Below are 20,733 nucleotides of genomic sequence, written 5' to 3'. Positions count from 1 at the left end.
GGATCGAGGAGCCCGCATCCCTGCCCGGCCTCGACTCGCGCACTCCCACAAACCGTCTCCGGATTTTTGCTTGTGAAAAGCACTTTCCAGATGTCCAGCGTTGTCGGCGCTATCATCGAACCTGCTAGGCGTCTACGAAAAAATACGACATATATGAAAATCCAGACGGGAGAGGGGCATGACGGACCGCGCAATCAGGAAGCTGCTGATCGTCGGCGGCGGCACGGCGGGATGGATGGCAGCCGCCGCCCTTACGCGCGCGCTCGGAGAGGAACGCCGGATCGAGATCGCGCTGGTCGAATCCGATGCGATCGGCACGATTGGCGTGGGCGAAGCGACGATCCCGCCGATCCAGCACCTCAACCAGCTGCTCGGTTTCGATGAGGACGAGTTCGTCCGCCGTACCCGCGCGACCTTCAAGCTGGGAATCGACTTCCACAATTGGAGCGCGCCGGGCTCACGCTATTTCCATCCGTTCGGCCGGCATGGCGCGGACATCGGCACCCTGCCCTTCCACCAATATTGGCTGCGCCTGAAGCGGGAAGCAGGCGAAGCCGCGGGCGCGCTGGCGGATTACAACCTGCCCACGGTCGCGGCGCTGGCTGGCAAGTTCTGCCGTCCTTCGGAGGATCCGAAGAACACCCTCTCCAACATCGCCTATGCCTATCATTTCGATGCGGGCCTCTATGCCGCGATGCTGCGCGACCATGCCGAGGCCGCCGGCGTGATCCGGCACGAGGGCAGGATCGCCGAAGTGCTTCAGCACGAAAACGGCTTCGTCAGCGGCGTGAAGCTGGAAAACGGCGCGATCCACGACGCCGACTTCTTCATCGACTGTTCGGGCTTTCGGGGGCTGCTGATCGAGCAGACGCTGGAAACCGGCTATGAGGACTGGACCCACTGGCTGCCGTGCGACCGGGCGATCGCCATGCCCTGCGCGAACGCCGGCGGCTTCACGCCCTATACCCGCTCGACCGCGCACGACGCCGGGTGGCAATGGCGCATCCCGTTGCAGCACCGCATCGGCAACGGCCATGTCTATTGCAGCGCCTTCATGGAGGATGACGAGGCAGAGGCGATCCTGCGCGCCAACCTGGACGGCGAAGCGCTGGCCGAGCCGAACCGCATCCGCTTCGTCACCGGCAAGCGGAAGCAGTTCTGGAACAAGAACGTCGTCGCGCTGGGGCTCGCTTCAGGCTTCATGGAGCCGCTGGAATCGACCAGCATCCACCTGATCCAGACCGCGATCTCGAAGCTGGTGAACCTGTTCCCCGACCGCGACTTCCATCAGGCGGACATCGACTATTACAACCGCACCACCGCGATCGAATATGAGCGGATCCGCGACTTCATCATCCTCCACTATCACGCCAATCAGAAGGCCGGCTCGCCCTTCTGGGATCAGGTGCGCACCATGCCGATCCCCGACACGCTGCAGGAGAAATATGATCTGTGGCGGCACCATGCCCGCGTGTTCCGGATCGAGGACGAACTGTTCGACGTGACCAGCTGGGTCGCGGTACTCGAGGGTCAGGGCATCCCGCCGCGCGGCCATGACCCGCTGGCCGATGCGATGCCGGCGGAGAAGCTCCACGCGCTGCTGCCCCGCATCCGCGCCGCCATTGCGCGTGGGGCCGGCGCGATGCCGACGCACGAGGATTTCATCGCGCAGAATTGCGCCTGTGACCGCCCGGCCAGGGCGCAGCCCGCGCCGGCGCCCAGCCGGGCCAGCTTCTCGCTCACCGCCGCGCGGAGCCATTTCGGAGGATTGACGGGGGCCGCGGCGCGCTAAATAAATTCCTCTCCTTCCCGGGGAGGAATTTACGCCACCGCAATTTTCTCCCGCGCGACGCCATACTCATACGCCGCCAGCGACGCCGCCTTCATCTCGATCGAGAAGCCCGGAGCGGCTGGCGCCAGATAGGCCCCGCCACGCACCACGCACGGATCGACGAAATGCTCGTGGAGATGGTCGACGAACTCGATCACCCGCCCCTCCATCGTCCCGGCAATGGCGAGATAGTCGATCATCGCAAGGTGCTGGACATATTCGCACAGCCCCACGCCGCCCGCGTGCGGGCACACCGGCAGATCGTATTTCGCCGCCATCAGCAGCACCGCGAGCACTTCGTTGACGCCGCCAAGCCGGCACGCATCGATCTGCACCACGTCGATCGCGCCGCGCATGATCAGTTGCTTGAAGACCACCCGGTTCTGGCACATCTCGCCGGTCGCCACGCGCATCGGATGCACGCCTTCGCGGATCGCGCGATGCCCCTCGACATCGTCGGGGCTGGTCGGCTCCTCGATGAACCAGGGATCGGCGAAGGCCAGCTTGCCGAGGTGCGCGATCGCCGCGTCCACCTCCCACACCTGGTTGGCGTCGATCATCAGCTTCGCGTCGGGACCGATCGCCCGGCGGGCGATGGTGGCGCGGCGGATATCCTCCTCGACATCGCGCCCGACCTTGAGTTTCACGTGCCGGAACCCTTCGGCCACCGCTTCGCGACAGAGCCGTTCGAGCTTCTCGTCGGAATAGCCCAGCCAGCCGGCGGAAGTGGTGTAGGCGGGATAGCCCCGAGCCTCGAGCGTCGCGATCCGCGCCGCCTTGCCGGCCTCGCGGTCCTTCAGCAGCGCGAGCGCTTCGGCGGGCGTGATGCAATCGGTGATGTAGCGGAAATCGATCAGCCGGACGATTTCCTCCGGGCTCATCTCGCCGACCAGCCGCCATAGCGGCTTGCCTTCGGCCTTGGCCCACAGGTCCCAGACGGCATTGACCACCGCGCCGGTGGCGAGATGGATCACGCCCTTTTCCGGGCCGATCCAGCGCAGCTGGCTGTCGCTGGTCACATGCCGCCAGAAGCGCCCGCCATCCTCGCGGATCCAGTCGAGATCCAGCCCGACCACCAGCTGCGCCAGCGCATCAATCGCGGCGCAGACGATGTCGTTGCCGCGCCCGATGGTGAAGGTCAGCCCGTGCCCGTTCAGCCCCGGCGTATCGGTCTCGAGGATGCAATAGGCCGCCGAATAGTCCGGATCGGGGTTCATCGCGTCCGATCCGTCGAGAAAATCGGAAGTCGGGAAGCGGATGTCGAGCACCCTCAGGCCGGTGATCACCGTCATTTCACAGATGCCGATCGGCCGGAAATCGCCTCGTGCGGCTTCAAGACGGATACCCCTCCCACATATGATCTTTCGTGGATGACGAGCATTTTCATATGTAACAATTCCGGCTGGCGCAAGCCGGGATATTCGCTAAGGTGCCGGCGAGAGGATCCTGGAGGGGAATGATGGGGCGCAGGCTGTGCTTCGCGCTGGACCTGATCGACGACGCGGCGCTGATCGCGGCGTATGAGGCGCGCCATGCGCCGGGCGCGGTGTGGCCCGTGGTGATCGCGCATATCCGCGCCACCGGCGTCGAGGCGATGGAGATCTGGCGCACCGCCGACCGGCTGGTGATGATCGCCGAAGTCGCTCCGGACTATCCCCGCGCCGTGGCCGAACCGCCGGAGATCGCCGATTGGGAGGCGCTGATGTGGCATTTCCAGAAGCCCCTACCCCATGCCGGCGCCGGCGAGAAATGGGTGGCGATGGACCGATTCTTCACGCTGGACGGCGAGCCATGATCCCGCGCCACCGCATCGGCCGCACCGATCTGACCGTGCCCGAACTCGGCTTCGGCACGGCGGCGCTCGGCAACCTGTTCCGGGAAGTGCCCGACGATACCGCCCGCGCGACCATCGCGGCGGCGCTGGCCGCCGGGCTCACCTATGCCGACACCGCGCCCTATTACGGTTTCGGCCTTGCCGAACGGCGGCTGGGCGAAGCGCGGACGGAAAGAGCGATCGTCTCGACCAAGGTCGGACGGCTGCTCGAACCGACCCGGGAACCGCTTCCGCCCGAGCGTCACGGCTTCGTCTCGTCCGAACCGTTCGAGCCGGTCTTCGACTATTCGTACGACGGCGTCCTGCGATCGCATGAAGACAGCCTTCGCCGCCTGAACCGCGACCGGATCGATATCCTCTTCGTCCACGATATCGGCGAACGCACCCACGGCGCGAACCATGAAGCGATGCGCGGCCAGTTGCTCGACGGCGGTTTCCGCGCGCTGGAACGGCTCCGCAGCGAAGGCGCGATCTCCGCGTTCGGCATCGGGGTGAACGAGACCGGGATCGCGCTCGATCTGCTCGACCGGATCGCGATGGACGTGCTCCTGCTCGCCGGCCGTTACACCTTGCTCGAACAGGGCGCGCTCGACGCGCTGCTGCCGCGATGCGTGGCGGCGGACATTTCGATCGTCATCGGCGGGCCGTATAATTCGGGCCTGCTCACGGGCGGTGCGACTTACGACTATGAAGCCGCGCCACCCGAAATATTGGGCCGCGCCCGCCGCCTCGAAGCCGTCTGCGCGCGCCACACCGTCCCCCTCGCGGCGGCGGCGCTGCAATTCCCCCTCGCCCATCCGGCCGTGGCGAGCGTCATCCCCGGCCTGGCCAGCCCCAAGGAAGTCGACGACACCGTGACCCGATACGCGACCCCGCTCCCGCCCGCCTTGTGGGACGAGCTGAAGGCCGAGGGCCTGCTCCACGCCGATGCGCCGACGCCGCAGGCGGTGGCCGCATGAGGCTGGCCGGCAAGACCGCGCTGATTACCGGCGCCGGACAAGGCATCGGGCGCGCCGCCGCCGAACTGTTCGCTCGCGAGGGCGCTACCGTCTGGGCGACCGACCGCGAAGCGATCGACGTCCCCGGCTGCACCGTGCGCCGGCTCGACGTCACCGATCCCGCGCGGATCGACTCCGTCTTCGCCGAAGCCGGGCCGCTCGACATCCTCTTCAACTGCGCGGGCATCGTCGCGGCGGGCAATATCCTCGAATGCGACGAAGCCGACTGGTCGCGCAGCTTCGATATCAACGTCACCGCCATGTACCGCACGATCCGTGCCGCCCTGCCCGCAATGCTCGCGAAGGGCGGCGGCTCGATCGTCAACATGGCGTCGGTGTCGAGCTCGGTGACCGGCGTGCCGAACCGCTTCGCCTATGGCGCGTCCAAGGCTGCGGTGGTCGGCCTGACCAAGCATGTCGCAGTCGATTTCGTCGGACAGGGCATCCGCTGCAACGCGATCTGCCCCGGCACGGTCGACACGCCTTCACTCCAGCAGCGGCTGCGCGACACCGGCAACTATGAAAAGGCGCGCGCCGATTTCAACGCGCGCCAGCCGATGGGGCGGCTGGGCAAGGCGGAGGAGATCGCCGCGCTCGCGCTGTATCTCGCTTCGGACGAGTCGAGCTTCACCACCGGCCAGATCCACGTCGTCGACGGCGGCTGGACGACCTGATTCACTCCTTCTCCCCTTGTGGGAGAAGGAAGGGGCCCGCTCGCGAAGCGAGTGGGAAGGATGAGGGGGAGAGTAGCGCAGACGCTAAGCCCCCTCACCCTTCCGCCGACTTCGTCGGCTCCCTCCCTCTCCCACAAGGGGAGAGGGAATTACGGCCGGCTATCCCCCTCGACGAGCTGCGCCGAAATCCGCTCGGCCGCTGCCTGCACTTCCTTCGCGGTATCGCTGCGCGAAACCGAGGGCAGCAGCTTCTTGAGATAGGGCACGGTCAGCGCCGCCGCCGCCGCGCCGCCGCGCATCACCGGCGCGGAAATGTCGGTCACCCCCGCGACGAAGCGGCTGGGCGTCAGTTCGACGCTGCGCTCGCGGACCTCGTCGGCATGGGCGCGGAATTCCGCCAGTTCCTTGGCGCCAAGCGCGGGATCGAACAGCGCTTCCCAGCGCTGGCGCACATCCTCGGGCTGGAAGGCATAGAGCACGACGCCCGACGCCGCCTGATGCAGCGGCCGCCGGTATCCGACGCGCACCGAGAAGCCGAGTTGCTCGCTCGATTCCATCCGCGCGACCACCACCATCTCGCCCAGCGTATGCAGCGCGAGGTGGCAGGCCTGCCCCACCGAAAGGCTCAGCTGGCGCATCACCGGCAGCGCGATCTCGATCAGGTTGCGCGTGCGCGGCTGCTGCATCCCCAGAGAGAAGAGCCGGTCGGTCAGCCGGTAACCGTCGCTGCCGGCTTCCTGCTCGATATAGCCGCGAAATTCGAGCACCTGGACCATGCGGAACAGCTCGCCATGCGAACGCCCGAGCCGCGTGACGATGCCGGTCAGCGTCACCGGCTCGGTTTCCGCCGCCAGCAATTCGAGGATGTCGATGCCCTTTTCCAGCGCCGGCGCGCGATAGCGGCGGCCGCCCTCGCCGTCTTCGTCCTCGATATCCGCCACGCGCTGTCCTCTCTGAAACGATCGGGTCAGTCCTTACGCCATCGAATGGCCCGGGGACAATCGCGTGTCGCATGGGTGAAAATGCCCTGCACGGCGGGCACCCCCGAAAGCGTGGGGATTGGACGCGCCGCCAAGTCTGTTAACCATATCGATTCTGAGGGGGAACGAGTCGCGGAAATGGCGCTGATCAGGATCATGCTGGCGAACGCGGCGGGCACTGCCGCGGCTCCTGCGACTGCGCCCGAATCCGCCCTGCCGGTGTGGATCAGCGTCGCGGGCGTGACCGGGCTGTTCTCGGCGATGGCCGCCTTCTTCCTCTCGATCGCCGCGGTCGTGCTCGCGCTGCGGCTCAAGGCATTCCTGACGCACGGGCCGGATCCCAAGGAACTGGCCTTCGTGAAATCGTTGCGCGGCGAAGTGCGCGAGCATTCGCGGCGGATCGACGAGCGGCTGGCCGCGCGCATGGCGACCGTCCCCGCCAGCCTCGAATCGCTTCGCGCGCTGCTGCGTGGCCTGCGCGGCGAGATCAGTGAGCCGATGGCCTATCTCGCCCGCATGGCAGCCGTGCCGGTCACTTCGTTCGGCGAGCCCGAGATCAGCAGCGCGTTCGGCGCATGGGCGGGCGTAGTGCGCGCGCTGGGCGAAGCGATCGACCATCTCTACGCCGATACCAGCTATGCCGGATCGGACATCGACGTCCGCCGCGAAACCTATCTGCTGCGCCAATATGGCGTGGAGGCCGAGCATATCCTGGCATTGCGCGCCAAGGTGAAGGAGAGCGCGGGCAAGCTGGACAAGCTCGCCGGCGCCTATATCGTCAAGCACACGCCGAAGGACGGATCGAAGGCCGAATCCGATCACAAGCCAGCCGCCGACCACGCCTGACGCGACGAAAGCTGCCCTGCGCGCGGCCAATGGTGCAACGCGGCATTGAAAGCATTAACCATTCGCCGGTATTTCTGGCCCGGGGTTTACCGGGGTGGGTTAAATGACCGAGTTCCTTGTGTTTCTTTACGCCATGCTGGCGATGTTCGTCGTCATGTCGATGCGCCGCAATCAGAAGCTGCAGCGCCCGTCCTCGCCGATGCTGACGATGGCCGGCTGGGGCCTGTTCTCGCTCTCGACCACGCTTGCGCTGCTGCTCGGCGGCGTCGCGCTGGCGATCGCGATGGGGATGAACGTCCCTCTCGGCAATTTCGAGACGATGCTTTAAACGCGGCGTCATGCCGCTTTACGAAATCGCAGGGCAACGCCCGACCGTCGCCGACACCGCCTGGGTCGCCCCTAGCGCGGATCTGATCGGCGACGTCCATCTCGCCGAACAGGCCAGCGTGTGGTTCGGCGCAGTGATCCGCGCCGATAACACGCCGATCAAGGTGGGTGCGCGCAGCAATGTCCAGGAAGGGGCGATGCTCCATTCCGATCCCGGCATTCCCTGCACCGTGGGCGAGGACGTGACCGTGGGCCATCACGCGATCCTGCACGGCTGCACCGTCGGCGACGGCGCGCTGATCGGCATGGGCGCGACGATCCTCAACCGCGCGGTGATCGGCGAAGGCTGCATCGTCGGCGCGGGCGCGCTGGTGACCGAAGGAAAGGAATTTCCGCCGCGCCAGCTGATCGTGGGCAGCCCTGCCCGCGCGATCCGCACGCTGGACGACACCGCACAGGCTGCGCTGAAGATTTCCGCGGCAGGCTATGTCCACAAGGCCGGCGAGTTCGCCAAGGGCCTCAAGCGGGTCGACTGACCGGCCCTCAGAAAGTCAGCATCGCCCAGTCGGCAATGTAATAGAGCGTCCCGAACGATGCGACGATCGTCGTCGCGGCACGGCTGCGCAGCACGAGCAGCAGCGCCACCAGCGCGAGCGGCATCGCCGGAAGCGTGAACTGGCCGAGATACTGGCCGAACGTCGCATCGCCCGTATCGACGTCGATCCGCAGGAAGTTCGAGATCGCGGTCGCCAGCAACAAGGCGAAGGCGCTGGCGCACATGATCGCCGCTTCGTTTGAAAATGTCCGAATCGCCTGCATCGGAATCCCCCCGGATTTATGTTCTGAGTGAAACAAATCGGAAATATCCGATCGGGGCACCTAGGGAAATATCCCGATCCATCGCACCGCCGGGGGACGCGGATCGCCTTCCCTTACGTCAACTGGACAGCCATTCCGGTTGCGCTATGAAACTCGCATGGCTCTTCCTGCGATTTTCGATCGTCTGCGGCTTCCCGTCATCGGCTCGCCGCTCTTCATCGTCTCCGGTCCGGAGCTGGTCATCGCCCAGTGCAAGGCAGGCATTGTCGGCTCGTTCCCGGCGCTGAACGCCCGTCCGCAGAGTCTGCTCGACGAATGGCTGCACCAGATTACCGAGGAACTGGCGGCGTGGGACCGCGCTAATCCGGACGCGCCCGCCGCGCCCTTCGCGGTCAACCAGATCGTCCACAAATCCAATGTGCGGCTCGAGGAAGACGTCGCGACCTGCGCCAAGTGGAAGGTTCCGATCGTCATCACTTCGCTCGGCGCGCGGCCCGAACTGAACGATGCGGTCCATAGCTGGGGCGGCATCGCCCTGCACGACGTGATCGACGACAAGTTCGCGCACAAGGCGATCGAGAAGGGCGCGGACGGCCTGATCCTCGTTGCGACGGGCGCGGGCGGCCATGCGGGGCGGCTCAACCCCTTCCCGCTCGTCCAGGAAGTCCGCGAATGGTTCGACGGGCCGGTGATCCTCTCCGGCGCGATCGCTACCGGGCGCTCGATCCTCGCGTCGCAGGTGTTGGGCGCGGATCTCGCCTATATCGGCTCGCCTTTCATCGCGACCAACGAAGCGAATGCTGTTGCCGCCTACAAGCAGGGCATCGTCGAGGGCCGCGCAGCGGACATCGTCTATTCGAACCTCTTCACCGGCGTTCACGGCAATTATCTGCGCAGCTCGATCGTCGCGGCGGGGATGGATCCGGACAATCTGCCCGAAGGAGATCTCAGCACGATGAACTTCGGCGGCGCGAAGGCGTGGAAGGAAATCTGGGGATCGGGCCAGGGCATCGGCGCGATTAACGCGGTCGAGCCCGCGGCCGCGCTCGTCGAGCGGCTCAAGGCCGAATATGCCGCCGCAAGGGCTGCGGTCTGCGGTTAAGGATTGTGCTCGGGCGAAGGCCGGAGCGCTGGAGGTAAGCACGGGATTGGGGCCAGAGCTCCGGCATTCGCCCGAGCACAAGTTAACCCGACGCCGCTGGTCTCAGAACGCCAAAGCGAGCCTGTCCATCATCGATCGGGCCGGGCTGACGACCGGCGCGGGTTCGTCGTCCAGCGCTTCGTCGAGCCGGGCCACGCGGCGATACAGGTCGATGCTCGTCAGCATGATCCCCTTGGCATGTTCCGGCATCGACGCCAGCACATGATCCTCGGTCTCCGGCGCGACGCCCAGCCGGCGCGAGGGCGACAAGGCCTCACGCGGGGCCAGTTCGCCCGAATCCACCGCACGCTGGGTCAGCAGCCAGGCGATGATGTGCATCAGCCGGGTGGTGACCTTCAGCGATTCGCATGAGAATGCGACGCGGCTCACCGCTTCCATCGAATCCCGCTCCTCGCGGCCCAGCTCGTCGAAATAGGCGCGAGCCTCGTCGGCGAGCAGCATCGCCTCGACATAGAGCGAGTCGGCGAGCCGCCGGTGAATTCGCGAAGTTTCGGTTTCCCCCATCATGCAAACCTTGCTGCCATAGGGTCCGTGGTAACTGAATGCTTAATATGCGGGTATTTCCGTCCCGTTACGGCACCATGTGCGGGATGGCATTCGCGGGGCATCGCCACGCCCACCCGACTAGGCGATGATATCGGGAATCAGCTGGTCTTCCAGTTGGGCGACTTCGTCCTTCAGCAGCAGCTTGCGCTTCTTCATTCGCGCGATCTGGAGTTGGTCTCCGCTCATCGCCAGCAACGCTGCGATCGCGGCGTCGAGATCGCGATGCTCCGACTTCAACAGTTCCAGCCGGCGCAGAATCTCACTCTCTTCCATGCATCCTTCCTGCCCGAAAGCCGCACCGCTCCGCAACGGCCCGTCTCGCCTTTTCGCCGATTCAGCGAAACTCCCGGAAACCAATGGCGACAATCGATTGGAAAGGTGTTTTACTCACTCTCCCACCTGAGTCTTGAAGGAGGAACGCTTCCATGCACACCGCGCATCTCTCGGCCCTTAACGCCAAGCATGCAGTGCTCGACCAGCGAATCGCCACCGAGTCGCAGCGTCCGAAACCGGACGACATCCTGCTGCGGGAACTCAAGCGCCAGAAGTTGCGCGTGAAGGAAGAGATGGGCCGCTAAACCAGCCTCCAATCTCACGATCCGGAAATCGCTGACCCCGGCCTCGCGCCGGGGTTCGTGACCGCTCAAACCCGAAAACTACAGCATCCGGACACAAGAATGCCGGGACAAATCCCGGCATACGCCTCCGGTGATCGATCCGTGGCGTTCAGCGCCGCGGCAGGATCGGCTTTACATAAGACGGGGTATGGGTGCCCTTGCCCACGGGCTTGCGCGCAGCCATCGGATCGATTTCGCGATCGAACGCCACGCCCACGCGGCCCTCGGCCGCCCAGGCGATCCGCCCGCCGATCCAGCCCACGCCACGCACCTCGACGTCGAGCAGCGTGCCGACGGCGATCGGCTCGGCATATTCGGCCATCATCCCGCCCGAGGAAAGATTGCGCACGCGCACGGTCGCATCTGGCTTGCCCACGATGCGGAACTGCGCGGTCAGCATCAGGCTGTCGCGCGCACCGTTACGCTGCCCGGCGACATCGTCGACCGACACAGCGTTCAGGGGATCAAACGAAAACTGGTCCATTCAGACTGCTCGATCGCGTGTTACCATCGCGCAGGAATAGAGCAGCAATCCTTATCCAAAGCGTTAACCCGGAGCCGATTCTGCGCTGCAAAATCGGCCCGGGACGCTTTTTCTACTCCTCGCGGGAGACCTTTTCGTTCCGCTCGTGGCGCTCCTGCGCCTCGACGGTCATCGTCGCGATCGGACGCGCTTCGAGCCGGCCCAGCGAAATCGGCTCGCCGGTGACTTCGCAATAGCCATATTCGCCATCCTCGATCCGGCGCAGCGCTGCGTCGATCTTCGAGATCAGCTTGCGCTGGCGATCACGGGTACGCAGCTCGATAGACCAGTCGGTCTCGCTCGATGCGCGATCGGTAAGATCCGCCTCCCGCAGCGACTCGCTCTGCAATTGCGACAGCGTCCCGGCAGACTCGCGATGAATCGCGTCCTTCCAGGCCAGCAATTTCTCGCGAAAATACTCAAGTTGCCGAGGATTCATGAAAGGCTCGTCGGCGCCCGGACGATAACCGTCGCCGTCATTGGCCGCCGCCGGCGGGCCTTTCTCAGGATCTTCGACTTGTTCCAAAACCGAAGCCATTCCCTAACTCTCCAACACCGGTTCCCCAGTGGCGACGCCGCTGGAGACCGCCTTTTGCCCGCAGGCCCTATACTTACGCGCGAGACCATTCACAAGGCGGGGAATCGGCAAAATCGCGCGCGAACACCCTATATCTTGGGGGAAATTAGCCGCTGCTGAACCGAAGACCATAATGTTCCGCCTTCGCAATTAACCAGTTGCATTAATAAATTGGCAATGAACAGTAAGGTGATTTGTCCCAGCTTCGGACGTTAACCAATGAATACGGCTTCCGGCGCGGCAATTTCTGTCAAGTTGATGGTAAACAGTCGTTAATCGAGTTGCGCTTAATATTTTGTTCTGCACTTTTGCGGCATGAGCGGCGTGCAAGCTGCTGGCGGTTCCGTCGGAGAAAGCACGCAGGCAACGGGAAGAGTGGGACATCATGTCGGTTCGCATGGCCTTGGCAAAACTCTGCGCTTGCGCCTGTGGTGGCGCAATCGTCGGCGGTGGCGCGGTGCATGTCGCCGAATCCGCCCAGACGCAGCGAGTCTATGCCCAGCAGAAAGCATCTGTCGCAAAGAAGCGCACGACCGTTCGCCGCACCGTGGTGCGCCGTCCGGCCAAGCGCGTCGTGCGCCGCACGGTCACCCAGACGCAGGCCCAGTGCCCGCCGGCGGTGGTGACCGTCACTAGCCAGGGCTCGCCCATCCCCCTGCCTCCGCCCCTGTACGGGTCGAGCGGGGAGATTCCGATCGTATCGTCCAGTTCGAGCGGCTCCAGCAGCTCGTCGGGCGTCGTCGGCGGTTCGAGCGGCGGCGGCTTCATCGGTGGCTTCTTCGCCGGCGGCTTCTTCGGCAGCTCGGGCAGCGGCAGCGGTTCTTCGGGCAGCAGCGGCATCAACATCGATATTTCGTCGACCAGCACCTCGAGCGGTCAGGTTTCGACTTCGACCGGCGGCGTTTCGACCTCGACGGGCGGCGTATCCACTTCCTCCGGCGTGTCCACGTCGTCGGGCAATGTCTCGACCTCGTCGGGCGTGTCGTCCTCGACCTCGACGGGTGGCTCGTCCACCTCGACCGGCGGTTCCTCGACCTCGACGTCCACGGGCGGCTCCTCGACCTCCACTTCGTCGGGCGCGACCTCCTCGTCGACCTCCTCGGGTGCGACTTCGTCTTCGACGTCGACCTCGTCGGGCATCTCGACCAGCTCGTCGAACTCCTCCTCGACCTCGTCGTCGAATTCCTCTTCGACCAGCTCGTCCAACTCGTCCTCGACTTCGGGTTCGACCAGCAGCTCCAGCTACGGCTCGAGCAGCAAGGGTTCGTCTGGCTGGAGCAATTCGTCGGGCTGGCACGGTTCGAGCGGCTGGAGCAGCAACGGTCACGGCTCGTCGAGCCGCGGCGGCAGCTCGGGCACGTCCTCGGGTGGCCCGTCGCCGGTGCCCGCTCCGCCGATGATCCTCCTCTTCGGCGGCGCCGCCGCCGCGCTGGTCGCCCGCAAGCGTCTGGCGAAGAAGAAGGCCGAAAAGACCGACGGCGAATAAGCCGGACAACCGGAAGCGAAACAGGCCGTCCCCGCCATCGCGAGGGCGGCCTTTCGCTTTATTCGGCCTTGGCCAGCGCGGCTTCGATCTCCGACACCGGATGCTTGGTCAGATCCTTGTCGATCTCGGCCGAAATCCGGTCGCTCACTTCCTTGTGATAATGTTTCCGCAGCTCGCCCAGCGTCTTGGGCGGGGCGACGATGATCAGCGATTCGAACTCGTTGCGCAGCGCGCGTTCCTTGAGCAGCTCGGCGGTTTCCGCGGCGAAGCGGTCCTCTTCGAGCTGGTGGAAGTCGGTATTCTCGACATTGCTGCTGCCCCAGGCACCGCCCGAAGTCCGCGTTCCCATCGCCCGGCCGGCCAGGTCCGCCGCCTGCTCGTGATCGGCCGGGTTCACATCGACCCGCTTCTTCTCGACCTGCAGGTTCGGATATTCGGCATCGCCTTCGTTGCGGAAGAACAGCATCTTCCGCCCATCGGCGACGACGACAACGGCATTATGGGGAACCCGCATGGCAAATCTCCTTGTGATCTGCCGGTATAACGGGTGGGGACGACGACGGTTGCGGCTCCCCCAGGCTACCCCATACCGCTGCGCCTCGACCGGCCCTCAAGCCGGGTTGCGCCCATCGCCGCCCCCGCTAATACGCCAAGCCGATGCATGACATTCGCTCAATTCGGGAAAAACCCGCAGATTTCGACGCCGGCCTTGCGCGTCGCGGCCTCGAACCGGCTGCCGAAGCCCTTGCCGCGCTCGACGAAAAGCGCCGCGCGCTGATCCACGAAGTGCAGCTCGGCCTCGCCCGCCGCAACGAAGCGTCGAAGGCGATCGGCGCGGCCAAGGCACAGAAGGACGAGGCCACCGCTGCTTCGCTGATGGCCGAAGTCGCGACGCTGAAGGAGCGCCTGCCTGCGCTCGAAGCCGAGGAAAAAGCCCTTGGCGACGATCTCACGGCACGCCTCGCCGCCATCCCCAATCTGCCGCTGGCCGATGTGCCCGTCGGCGGTGGCGAGGACGACAATGCGCTGGTCCATCTGATCGGCACCCAGCCCGAATTCGCGTTCGAACCGAAGGAGCATGACGCGATCGGCCCCGCCCTCGGCCTCGATTTCGAGACTGGCGCACTGCTCGCCGGATCGCGCTTCACCTTCGTTCGCGGCTCGGCGGCGAAGCTGCACCGCGCGCTCGGCCAGTTCATGCTCGACACGCTGACCCGCGATCATGGCTTCGAGGAATGCGTGGTGCCGCTGATGGTCCGCGACGAAGTGATGTTCGGCACCGGCCAGTTGCCCAAATTCGCCGAGGACAGCTTCCAGACCACCGATGGCCGCTGGCTGATCCCGACCAGCGAAGTCAGCCTGACCAATGCGATCCGCGAGCAGATCCTGCCTGAACACGCCCTGCCGCTGCGCTTCACCGCGCTGACGCCCTGCTTCCGCTCCGAAGCGGGTTCGGCGGGCCGCGACACGCGCGGCTATATCCGCCAGCACCAGTTCGAGAAGGTCGAGATGGTGTCGATCGTCACGCCCGAAACCTCGGACGAGGAGCATGAGCGGATGACCGCTTGCGCAGAGGATATCCTGACCAGGCTCGGTCTGCATTTCCGCCGCATGAAGCTGTGCACCGGCGACATGGGCTTCTCCGCCGCGCGCACCTACGATCTCGAGGTCTGGCTGCCCGGCCAGAAGCGCTATCGCGAGATCAGCAGCGTCTCGACCTGCACCGATTTCCAGGCGCGCCGCATGAATGCGCGCTATCGCCCGGAAGGCGAGAAAGCGACGCGCTTCGTCCATACGCTCAACGGTTCGGGCCTCGCGGTCGGGCGCACGCTCGTCGCGGTGGTCGAGAACTACCAGCAGGAAGACGGTTCGATCGCGGTGCCCGAAGCGCTCCAGCCCTATCTGCGCGGGCTGAACCGGCTGGAACCCGTCGCATCTTCCTGAATTAACCACGTTCGCGCTATACTCCCCGCACTGGGAGGGACGGTTATGTGGAAACAAGGGCTCGCGCTGGCTGCGTTCGCGCTGACGGCTGCGTGCGGCCCGCTGGTTCCGCGTGCGGTGGAATATGGCGACGCAGCGCCGCAGCGCCGTCAGGACTATAGCCCCCCGCCGCGTCAGGATGCGCCGCGTGTCGATCCCGATGTGGAGCGCCTCCCCGCGCCGCCGCCCGCATGGCAGATGCGCCCCGTCACCGCCGATGCGCGCGACGTGCCGGCCAGCACCTATGTCGTCCGCAGCGGGGATTCGCTGCGCCTGATCGCGGTGAAGACCGGCGCCGGCTCAGAAGCGATCGCCCGCGCCAACAATCTCGCCGCGCCCTACACGATCCAGCCGGGCCAGCGGCTGACGATCCCCCCAGGCCGCTATCACACCGTGCGCGACGGCGAGACCGGCATCGCCATCGCGCAGGCCTACAGCGTCGACTGGGGCCGTATCGTCACCGTCAACGCGCTGCAGGAGCCCTATATCCTGCGCACGGGCATGCGGATCCTGATCCCGTCCACCGGTCCGGAGACGCTGGAAGAGCGCGCCGCGCGCTTCCGCATCGATATCGACGATATCGTCACCGGCGGACAGCCCGCACTCGCGGAGAAGGCCAAACCCGCGCGTCCGACCGCTTCGTCGGCACGTGTCCTGCCGTCGACCACGCCGGTCGCCGCGCCTGCCAAGCTGAACACCGCGTTCCAATGGCCGCTAAACGGCACCATCGTGAAGCGGTTCGGCCCCGGCGCAAGCGGCGAACGCAGCGACGGGATCAAGATCGCCGTCCCGCTCGATACGCCGGTCCTCGCCGCCGCGGACGGTGTCGTCGCTTATGTCGGCAGCGACATCCCCGCGCTGGGCGGTCTCGTCATCCTGCGTCACGGCGACAGCTGGACCACCGTTTACGGCCATGCCGGACAATTGCTTGTCCAGCGCGGCCAATCGGTGAAGAAGGGGCAGATGATCGCGCTTTCCGGCAATTCGGGCCATGCCGACCGGCCCGAGCTTCATTTCGAGATCCGTCAGGGCCGCACGCCGGTCGACCCCGTTCCACGCCTGCCCAAACGCTGATATCCGCCGCAGATGCTTCCGCCTGCCACGCTGAAACGCAAGTCGAGCCTGCCCGTCTGGGTTTCGATCGGCTGGCGCGTGCTTGCTGTGCTCGCGCTGCTGGCGCTTGCGATCGGCGTCCACTGGTTCGAGCGCCACGGCCTGCGCGACAATAGCGACGGGCATGTCAGCTTCCTCGACATCATCTATTTCACGTCGATCTCGATCACCACCACCGGCTATGGCGACATCGTTCCGGTCAGCGACAGCGCGCGGATGTTCGATGCGCTGATCGTCACGCCGATCCGCGTGTTCGTGGTGCTGCTGTTCCTCGGAACCGCCTATAATTTCGTCCTCAAGCGTACCTGGGAGAAGTGGCGCATGGCGCTGATCCAGCGGAACCTGTCCGGCCACATCGTGATCGCCGGATATGGCACGACCGGCTCCGAAGCCGTCGACGAACTCATCGCCCGCGGCGAAAAGCCCGAGCGCTTCGTCGTGATCGACGAGGATGAGGAGGCACTGGAGCGCGCCAAGGCGTGCGGCTGCATCGTCCTGCACGCCGATTCGACCCGCGATCAGGTGCTGAGCGACGCCCGGATCGCGCAGGCGGAATCGATGATCGTCTCGGCGGGGCGCGACGACACCTCGATCCTGATCACCCTTACCGCGCGCCATCTCGCGCCGGACCTGCCGATCAGCGTCATCGTCAAGAACGAGGACAACGAACTCCCCGCCCGCGCCGCCGGCGCCACCACCGTGGTCAATCCGGTCAGCTTCGCGGGGCTGCTGCTCGCCAGTTCCTGCACCGGCCCGCACATCGCCGATTACCTGACCGACCTCGCCTCGTTCCACGGGCAGGTCCAGCTTGCGGAACGTGCGGTCGCCGCCGCGGAAGTGGGCAAACCGCTATCGGCGATCGCGACGGGGCTCGGCCTGCGCGTCTATCGCGACGGCACACATTACGACCGCAAGGCTCCCGAAGCCGGTGCGCTTCAGGCCGGTGACATGATCGTCGAGATTTTGAGCTAACTCCTAACCCCGTTCGCCCTGAGCTTGTCGAAAGGCAGTCCTTCTTCACTCCGGCAGGGAAAAGAAGGAACGGTGCTTCGACAAGCTCGGCACGAACGGAAAGTTGGAAGTCCCGCTTGACGCCATCGCCGGCTCGGCGATGGTCGCGCCATGCTGACTCCCCTCGCCGCTCGCATCGTTCCGGTCGCCATGCTCGCCATGTCGAACGTCTTCATGACCTTCGCATGGTATGGCCATCTCAAGCACAAGAGTGCGCCGCTGCTCGGTGTGATCCTGGTCAGCTGGCTGATCGCGCTGCCCGAATATCTGCTCGCGGTGCCCGCCAATCGCTGGGGCAGCAGCGTCTATTCCGCCGCCCAGCTGAAAGCGATTCAGGAAGTGCTGACGCTCACCATCTTCGCGATCTTCTCGGTCCTGTATCTGGGCCAGAAGATCACGATGAACCACGTCATCGGCTTCGCCCTGATCGCCGCCGGCGCATGGTTCGTGTTCCGCGCGCCGGCCTGACCGGTCAGATCAGCAGCCCGATGATCAGCCCCATCGCGCAGAAATTGACGATCCAGTATCCCGCGTCGATCGCGAACAATTTGCGGGACAGCCCGCTGAACAGATAGTTCACGCCCATCGCCGGCACGACGAAGCCCAGCGCGATCACCGCCGATGCGATCACCCAATGGCCCACGCTCCCGGGATGGAAGCCGCCGAGGATGTGGACCAGCATGAACGCCATCACGAGGTTCAGCACGAACGCGGTGCCGTAGATCAGCGGCATGTTGACCTTCTTCGCGGCATCCATCGTGATCCCGCGTTCCTTCATCCATGCCTTGGCGAACAGCGGCCCGTACCACACGCCGCCCACCGCAAAGCCCGCAAAGCCCGCGACCAGCACCGCCAGCCAGTTGATTGCCTGATGCATTGAAACCTCCCCCGATCGTTTCGATGGCGGGATAATACGCCTCATGCAGCGCGACGGAAAGAACCGGGGAAAACCCGCAACTAGCTATTTTCGCAGAAATCCCTATGTGCGCGGCCAATCATGGCAACTCGTCTTCCCGAAGCCCCTCGCGTGGGCATGGTCTCGTTGGGCTGTCCCAAGAACCTCGTCGACAGCGAACGCATCCTCACCAAGCTGCGCTCGGACGGCTATTCCATGTCGCCCGACTATGCCGGCGCGGACGTGGTGCTGGTCAACACCTGCGGCTTTCTCGACAGCGCGAAGGAAGAATCGCTCGAAGCGATCGGCGAGGCGATGGCCGAGAATGGCCGCGTCATCGTCACCGGCTGCATGGGCCAGGAAGCCGAGACGATCCGTGCGCGTTTCCCCAACGTTCTCGCCGTCACCGGGGCGCACCAATATGAGCAGGTCGTCGACGCGGTGCGCGAGCATTCGCCGATGCCGCCCAACGCCTTCCTGAACCTCGTTCCGGAAAGCGGCCTCAAGCTTACCCCGCGCCATTACAGCTATCTGAAGATCTCCGAGGGCTGCAACCATCGCTGCGCCTTCTGCATCATCCCGTCGATCCGCGGCGACCTGGTGTCGCGCCGCCCCGATGCGATTCTGCGCGAAGCCGAGAAGCTGGTCGAAAGCGGCACGAAGGAATTGCTGGTCATCAGCCAGGACACTTCGGCCTACGGCGTCGACATCCGCAAGGAACCGCGCATGTGGAAGGGGCATGAAGTCGTCCCCCACATGACCGATCTCGCCCGCGAACTCGGCAAGATCGCGCCGTGGGTCCGCCTGCATTACGTGTACCCTTACCCCCATGTCGATCAGGTCATCCCGCTGATGGCCGAGGGGCTGGTGCTCCCCTATCTCGACATCCCGTTCCAGCATGCCAGCCCCAAGGTGCTGCGCACGATGCGCCGCCCCGCCAATGAAGCGAAGGTGCTCGAGCGGCTGAAGAACTGGCGCGAAATCTGCCCGGATATCACCATCCGCAGCTCGTTCGTCGTCGGCTTCCCCGGCGAGACCGAGCAGGATTTCCAGTATCTCCTCGACTGGCTCGACGAAGCCCAGCTCGACCGGGTCGGCGCGTTCCGCTTCGAGCCGGTCGAAGGCGCAGCTGCCAACGACCTGCCCGGCGCGGTGCCCGAAGAGGTGAAGGAAGAACGCTACGCCCGCGTGATGGAAAAGACCGCGGCGATCTCCGCCGCCAAGCTGCAAGCCAAGATCGGCCGCACCCTCGAAGTCATCATCGATGTCGTGGACGAAGACGGCGCCACCGGCCGTTCCCAGTCCGACGCGCCGGAGATCGACGGCGAAGTCCATCTCCGCGACGCCGGCCATCTGGCGCAGGGCGATATCGTGAAGGTCGAGATCGAGGACGCCGACGATCACGACCTGTTCGGGGTGCCGCTGGACTGATTCTTTCTGGCCCCTTCCCTTCAGGGGAGGGGCGTTAGACCCATGCCCCACACGCCTAGCCCTGCCCCCGTTCGGAATAGCCCCACCTCGCCCCGCCTCCCTATGCTGCCCCCAAACCCCGGAGGTCGCATGATCCGTCGCCCGTTGCTTCTCGCGATAGCTTTTCTCGGCCTGTCCGCCGCCGCCGATCCCGACCGGCCGCGTATCTCGCCGGTCGATCCGCTGACCGTGCAGGACGACGATTTCGCCCGCCACCGCGATCCCGCCGAGTGGAAGGGACTGAAAGTCGAGCGCATCGAGTTCACCGAAGAGCGCGCCGACTGGCGGCTGTGGCGCATCACCAACACCGCTCGCCCGCGCGGCCCCCTGTGGTTCGTCCCCCACGATAACGAGAATGGCGGGTTCGAAGCTGCCCTGGCCGCACTGCGCAACTATGGCGGCACGATCGTCGCGGTCGATGCCGGCGTCCATCCCGAGCATGACGGCCAGCGCTTCAACTATGCCGTCGCCTATGGCCGCCCGGTCGATCCCAACCGCAATTTCGACAGCGCCCTGCCCGGCTATGCCCGCATCATCCTGTCGAACCACCGCCCCGCGGACGGCCCGGTGATCGCGCTGCACACCAACCAGAAGGGCTTCAACACCGCGGAATCGAACTGCAACAAGTCCGATCCGCCGGGCAACGGCATCATCTCGATCCGCTATTGCGACGATTTCTACACGCCGCACGCCTCGACTTCGAAGGCTTTCCCGTTCGACGATGACGACAGCGTCGCCTTCGTCACCCACCTCACCGGCCGCGATCCGCAGGCCGCCTTCTGCTGGGCGCTGACCCAGAACGATTTCAACGTGGTGCAGGAGCGCGTCGTCGTCACCGATCGCTCGGCATCCAACTATGCCGCGCTCCACGGACTGAACTATCTCAACTTCGAGACGCTCGACACCGGCCTCGAACCCGCTGCTCTGGAGGGGCAGCGCAACCGCCTCACCGCGATGGTCGATCGCGCGATGGCGCTGTGCGCGCCCGAAGTGAAGCCCAAGGGTTAGAAGGCTCGGCTGCCTCCGCGCCCTCCCTGAACA

At 65.3% G+C, this 20,733-nt stretch carries 26 protein-coding genes; 15 read left to right on the top strand and 11 right to left on the bottom strand.

All coding sequences use genetic code 11. The features are described 5' to 3' along the window. The first annotated feature begins 178 nt into the window (after positions 1-178). Positions 179-1,792, top strand: a complete 1,614-nt coding sequence (locus tag HHL13_RS03280; RefSeq protein ID WP_169554323.1) for a tryptophan halogenase family protein — start codon at positions 179-181, stop codon at positions 1,790-1,792. A gap of 29 nt (positions 1,793-1,821) precedes the next feature. Here HHL13_RS03280 and HHL13_RS03275 read toward each other — a convergent pair whose 3' ends face one another. Next, positions 1,822-3,123 carry an L-fuconate dehydratase gene (locus HHL13_RS03275; RefSeq protein WP_169554322.1) on the bottom strand — a complete coding sequence of 434 codons (1,302 nt, stop codon included), beginning with the start codon at positions 3,121-3,123 and terminating at the stop codon, positions 1,822-1,824. Between the two features lie 167 nt (positions 3,124-3,290). Here HHL13_RS03275 and HHL13_RS03270 point away from each other — a divergent pair, with 167 nt between their 5' ends. From HHL13_RS03270 to HHL13_RS03260, 3 genes are read left to right on the top strand one after another with little or no spacing between them, the layout of a single operon-like run. Next, positions 3,291-3,626: an L-rhamnose mutarotase gene (locus HHL13_RS03270; RefSeq protein ID WP_206376833.1), complete on the top strand. Its 336-nt coding sequence runs from the start codon at positions 3,291-3,293 to the stop codon at positions 3,624-3,626. Further along, positions 3,623-4,624 (top strand): aldo/keto reductase, encoded by a 1,002-nt coding sequence (locus HHL13_RS03265; RefSeq protein WP_169554320.1) that lies wholly within the window; start codon positions 3,623-3,625, stop codon positions 4,622-4,624. Before HHL13_RS03270 ends, HHL13_RS03265 begins: the two co-directional genes overlap by 4 nt. Further along, the gene (locus tag HHL13_RS03260) at positions 4,621-5,337 is read left to right on the top strand and encodes an SDR family oxidoreductase (protein ID WP_169554319.1); all 717 of its coding nucleotides are present in this window, start codon (positions 4,621-4,623) and stop codon (positions 5,335-5,337) included. The genes HHL13_RS03265 and HHL13_RS03260 overlap by 4 nt, the downstream gene beginning before the upstream one ends. Before the next feature lie 149 nt (positions 5,338-5,486). On the opposite strand, the gene HHL13_RS03255 is transcribed toward HHL13_RS03260, so the two are convergent. Then, positions 5,487-6,278, bottom strand: a complete 792-nt coding sequence (locus HHL13_RS03255) for an IclR family transcriptional regulator (RefSeq protein WP_169554318.1) — start codon at positions 6,276-6,278, stop codon at positions 5,487-5,489. Between the two features lie 177 nt (positions 6,279-6,455). Here HHL13_RS03255 and HHL13_RS03250 point away from each other — a divergent pair, with 177 nt between their 5' ends. The 3 genes from HHL13_RS03250 (at position 6,456) to HHL13_RS03240 (ending at position 8,026) form a co-directional block, all read left to right on the top strand. After that, on the top strand, positions 6,456-7,163 hold the full coding sequence (locus tag HHL13_RS03250; protein ID WP_169554317.1) for a hypothetical protein: 708 nt from the start codon (positions 6,456-6,458) through the stop codon (positions 7,161-7,163). A gap of 103 nt (positions 7,164-7,266) precedes the next feature. Further along, positions 7,267-7,491, top strand: a complete 225-nt coding sequence (locus HHL13_RS03245; protein WP_169554316.1) for a hypothetical protein — start codon at positions 7,267-7,269, stop codon at positions 7,489-7,491. A 10-nt stretch (positions 7,492-7,501) separates the two neighbouring features. Further along, positions 7,502-8,026 (top strand): gamma carbonic anhydrase family protein, encoded by a 525-nt coding sequence (locus HHL13_RS03240; RefSeq protein WP_169554315.1) that lies wholly within the window; start codon positions 7,502-7,504, stop codon positions 8,024-8,026. Between the two features lie 7 nt (positions 8,027-8,033). Here the strand turns inward: HHL13_RS03240 and HHL13_RS03235 are convergent, their stop codons facing one another. Continuing rightward, positions 8,034-8,309 (bottom strand): hypothetical protein, encoded by a 276-nt coding sequence (locus tag HHL13_RS03235; protein ID WP_169554314.1) that lies wholly within the window; start codon positions 8,307-8,309, stop codon positions 8,034-8,036. Between the two features lie 157 nt (positions 8,310-8,466). Between HHL13_RS03235 and HHL13_RS03230 the strand changes: the two genes are divergently transcribed. Then, positions 8,467-9,411 carry a nitronate monooxygenase family protein gene (locus tag HHL13_RS03230; protein ID WP_169554313.1) on the top strand — a complete coding sequence of 315 codons (945 nt, stop codon included), beginning with the start codon at positions 8,467-8,469 and terminating at the stop codon, positions 9,409-9,411. Positions 9,412-9,513: 102 nt separating this feature from the next. On the opposite strand, the gene HHL13_RS03225 is transcribed toward HHL13_RS03230, so the two are convergent. Together HHL13_RS03225 and HHL13_RS03220 are read right to left on the bottom strand one after the other, a co-directional pair. After that, complete coding sequence (locus HHL13_RS03225; RefSeq protein WP_169554312.1) at positions 9,514-9,978, bottom strand: DUF1465 family protein; 465 nt, start codon at positions 9,976-9,978, stop codon at positions 9,514-9,516. A gap of 117 nt (positions 9,979-10,095) precedes the next feature. Further along, positions 10,096-10,290, bottom strand: coding sequence for a DUF465 domain-containing protein (locus HHL13_RS03220; RefSeq protein ID WP_169554311.1), 195 nt, complete (start codon positions 10,288-10,290; stop codon positions 10,096-10,098). 152 nt (positions 10,291-10,442) lie between these two features. On the opposite strand from HHL13_RS03220, the gene HHL13_RS03215 reads away from it, so the two are divergent. After that, the gene (locus tag HHL13_RS03215; protein ID WP_169554310.1) at positions 10,443-10,595 is read left to right on the top strand and encodes a DUF465 domain-containing protein; all 153 of its coding nucleotides are present in this window, start codon (positions 10,443-10,445) and stop codon (positions 10,593-10,595) included. 148 nt (positions 10,596-10,743) lie between these two features. On the opposite strand, the gene HHL13_RS03210 is transcribed toward HHL13_RS03215, so the two are convergent. From HHL13_RS03210 to HHL13_RS03195, 5 genes are all read right to left on the bottom strand, one after another. Continuing rightward, positions 10,744-11,118 carry a PilZ domain-containing protein gene (locus HHL13_RS03210; protein WP_169554309.1) on the bottom strand — a complete coding sequence of 125 codons (375 nt, stop codon included), beginning with the start codon at positions 11,116-11,118 and terminating at the stop codon, positions 10,744-10,746. 112 nt (positions 11,119-11,230) lie between these two features. Next, positions 11,231-11,695, bottom strand: a complete 465-nt coding sequence (gene dksA / locus HHL13_RS03205; RefSeq protein ID WP_169554308.1) for an RNA polymerase-binding protein DksA — start codon at positions 11,693-11,695, stop codon at positions 11,231-11,233. Between the two features lie 531 nt (positions 11,696-12,226). After that, positions 12,227-12,580 (bottom strand): hypothetical protein, encoded by a 354-nt coding sequence (locus tag HHL13_RS22380; protein ID WP_206376832.1) that lies wholly within the window; start codon positions 12,578-12,580, stop codon positions 12,227-12,229. Between the two features lie 30 nt (positions 12,581-12,610). After that, complete coding sequence (locus HHL13_RS22375) at positions 12,611-12,940, bottom strand: hypothetical protein (protein ID WP_206376831.1); 330 nt, start codon at positions 12,938-12,940, stop codon at positions 12,611-12,613. 338 nt (positions 12,941-13,278) lie between these two features. Next, positions 13,279-13,734 carry a host attachment family protein gene (locus HHL13_RS03195; protein ID WP_169554307.1) on the bottom strand — a complete coding sequence of 152 codons (456 nt, stop codon included), beginning with the start codon at positions 13,732-13,734 and terminating at the stop codon, positions 13,279-13,281. Positions 13,735-13,877: 143 nt separating this feature from the next. On the opposite strand from HHL13_RS03195, the gene serS reads away from it, so the two are divergent. The 4 genes from serS (at position 13,878) to HHL13_RS03175 (ending at position 17,795) form a co-directional block, all read left to right on the top strand. Further along, positions 13,878-15,164, top strand: coding sequence for a serine--tRNA ligase (gene serS / locus HHL13_RS03190; protein WP_169554306.1), 1,287 nt, complete (start codon positions 13,878-13,880; stop codon positions 15,162-15,164). A 45-nt stretch (positions 15,165-15,209) separates the two neighbouring features. Next, positions 15,210-16,277 (top strand): M23 family metallopeptidase, encoded by a 1,068-nt coding sequence (locus HHL13_RS03185; protein ID WP_169554305.1) that lies wholly within the window; start codon positions 15,210-15,212, stop codon positions 16,275-16,277. A 12-nt stretch (positions 16,278-16,289) separates the two neighbouring features. Next, complete coding sequence (locus tag HHL13_RS03180; RefSeq protein WP_169554304.1) at positions 16,290-17,288, top strand: potassium channel family protein; 999 nt, start codon at positions 16,290-16,292, stop codon at positions 17,286-17,288. Between the two features lie 150 nt (positions 17,289-17,438). After that, complete coding sequence (locus tag HHL13_RS03175; RefSeq protein ID WP_169554303.1) at positions 17,439-17,795, top strand: DMT family protein; 357 nt, start codon at positions 17,439-17,441, stop codon at positions 17,793-17,795. Between the two features lie 4 nt (positions 17,796-17,799). Here HHL13_RS03175 and HHL13_RS03170 read toward each other — a convergent pair whose 3' ends face one another. Next, positions 17,800-18,204, bottom strand: coding sequence for a DUF1761 domain-containing protein (locus HHL13_RS03170; RefSeq protein ID WP_169554302.1), 405 nt, complete (start codon positions 18,202-18,204; stop codon positions 17,800-17,802). A 120-nt stretch (positions 18,205-18,324) separates the two neighbouring features. On the opposite strand from HHL13_RS03170, the gene rimO reads away from it, so the two are divergent. Continuing rightward, a complete protein-coding gene (gene rimO / locus HHL13_RS03165) occupies positions 18,325-19,653 on the top strand; it encodes a 30S ribosomal protein S12 methylthiotransferase RimO (RefSeq protein ID WP_169554301.1) in 1,329 nt (442 codons plus the stop codon). Positions 19,654-19,782: 129 nt separating this feature from the next. Then, positions 19,783-20,700 carry a hypothetical protein gene (locus HHL13_RS03160; protein ID WP_169554300.1) on the top strand — a complete coding sequence of 306 codons (918 nt, stop codon included), beginning with the start codon at positions 19,783-19,785 and terminating at the stop codon, positions 20,698-20,700. Positions 20,701-20,733 lie beyond the last annotated feature (33 nt).

It is taken from the genome of Sphingomonas sp. G-3-2-10 (assembly GCF_012927115.1).
GTDB lineage: Bacteria > Pseudomonadota > Alphaproteobacteria > Sphingomonadales > Sphingomonadaceae > Sphingomonas.
Note: the sequence above shows the minus strand (reverse complement) of the source record. Positions and strands in the feature narration are given on the sequence as shown.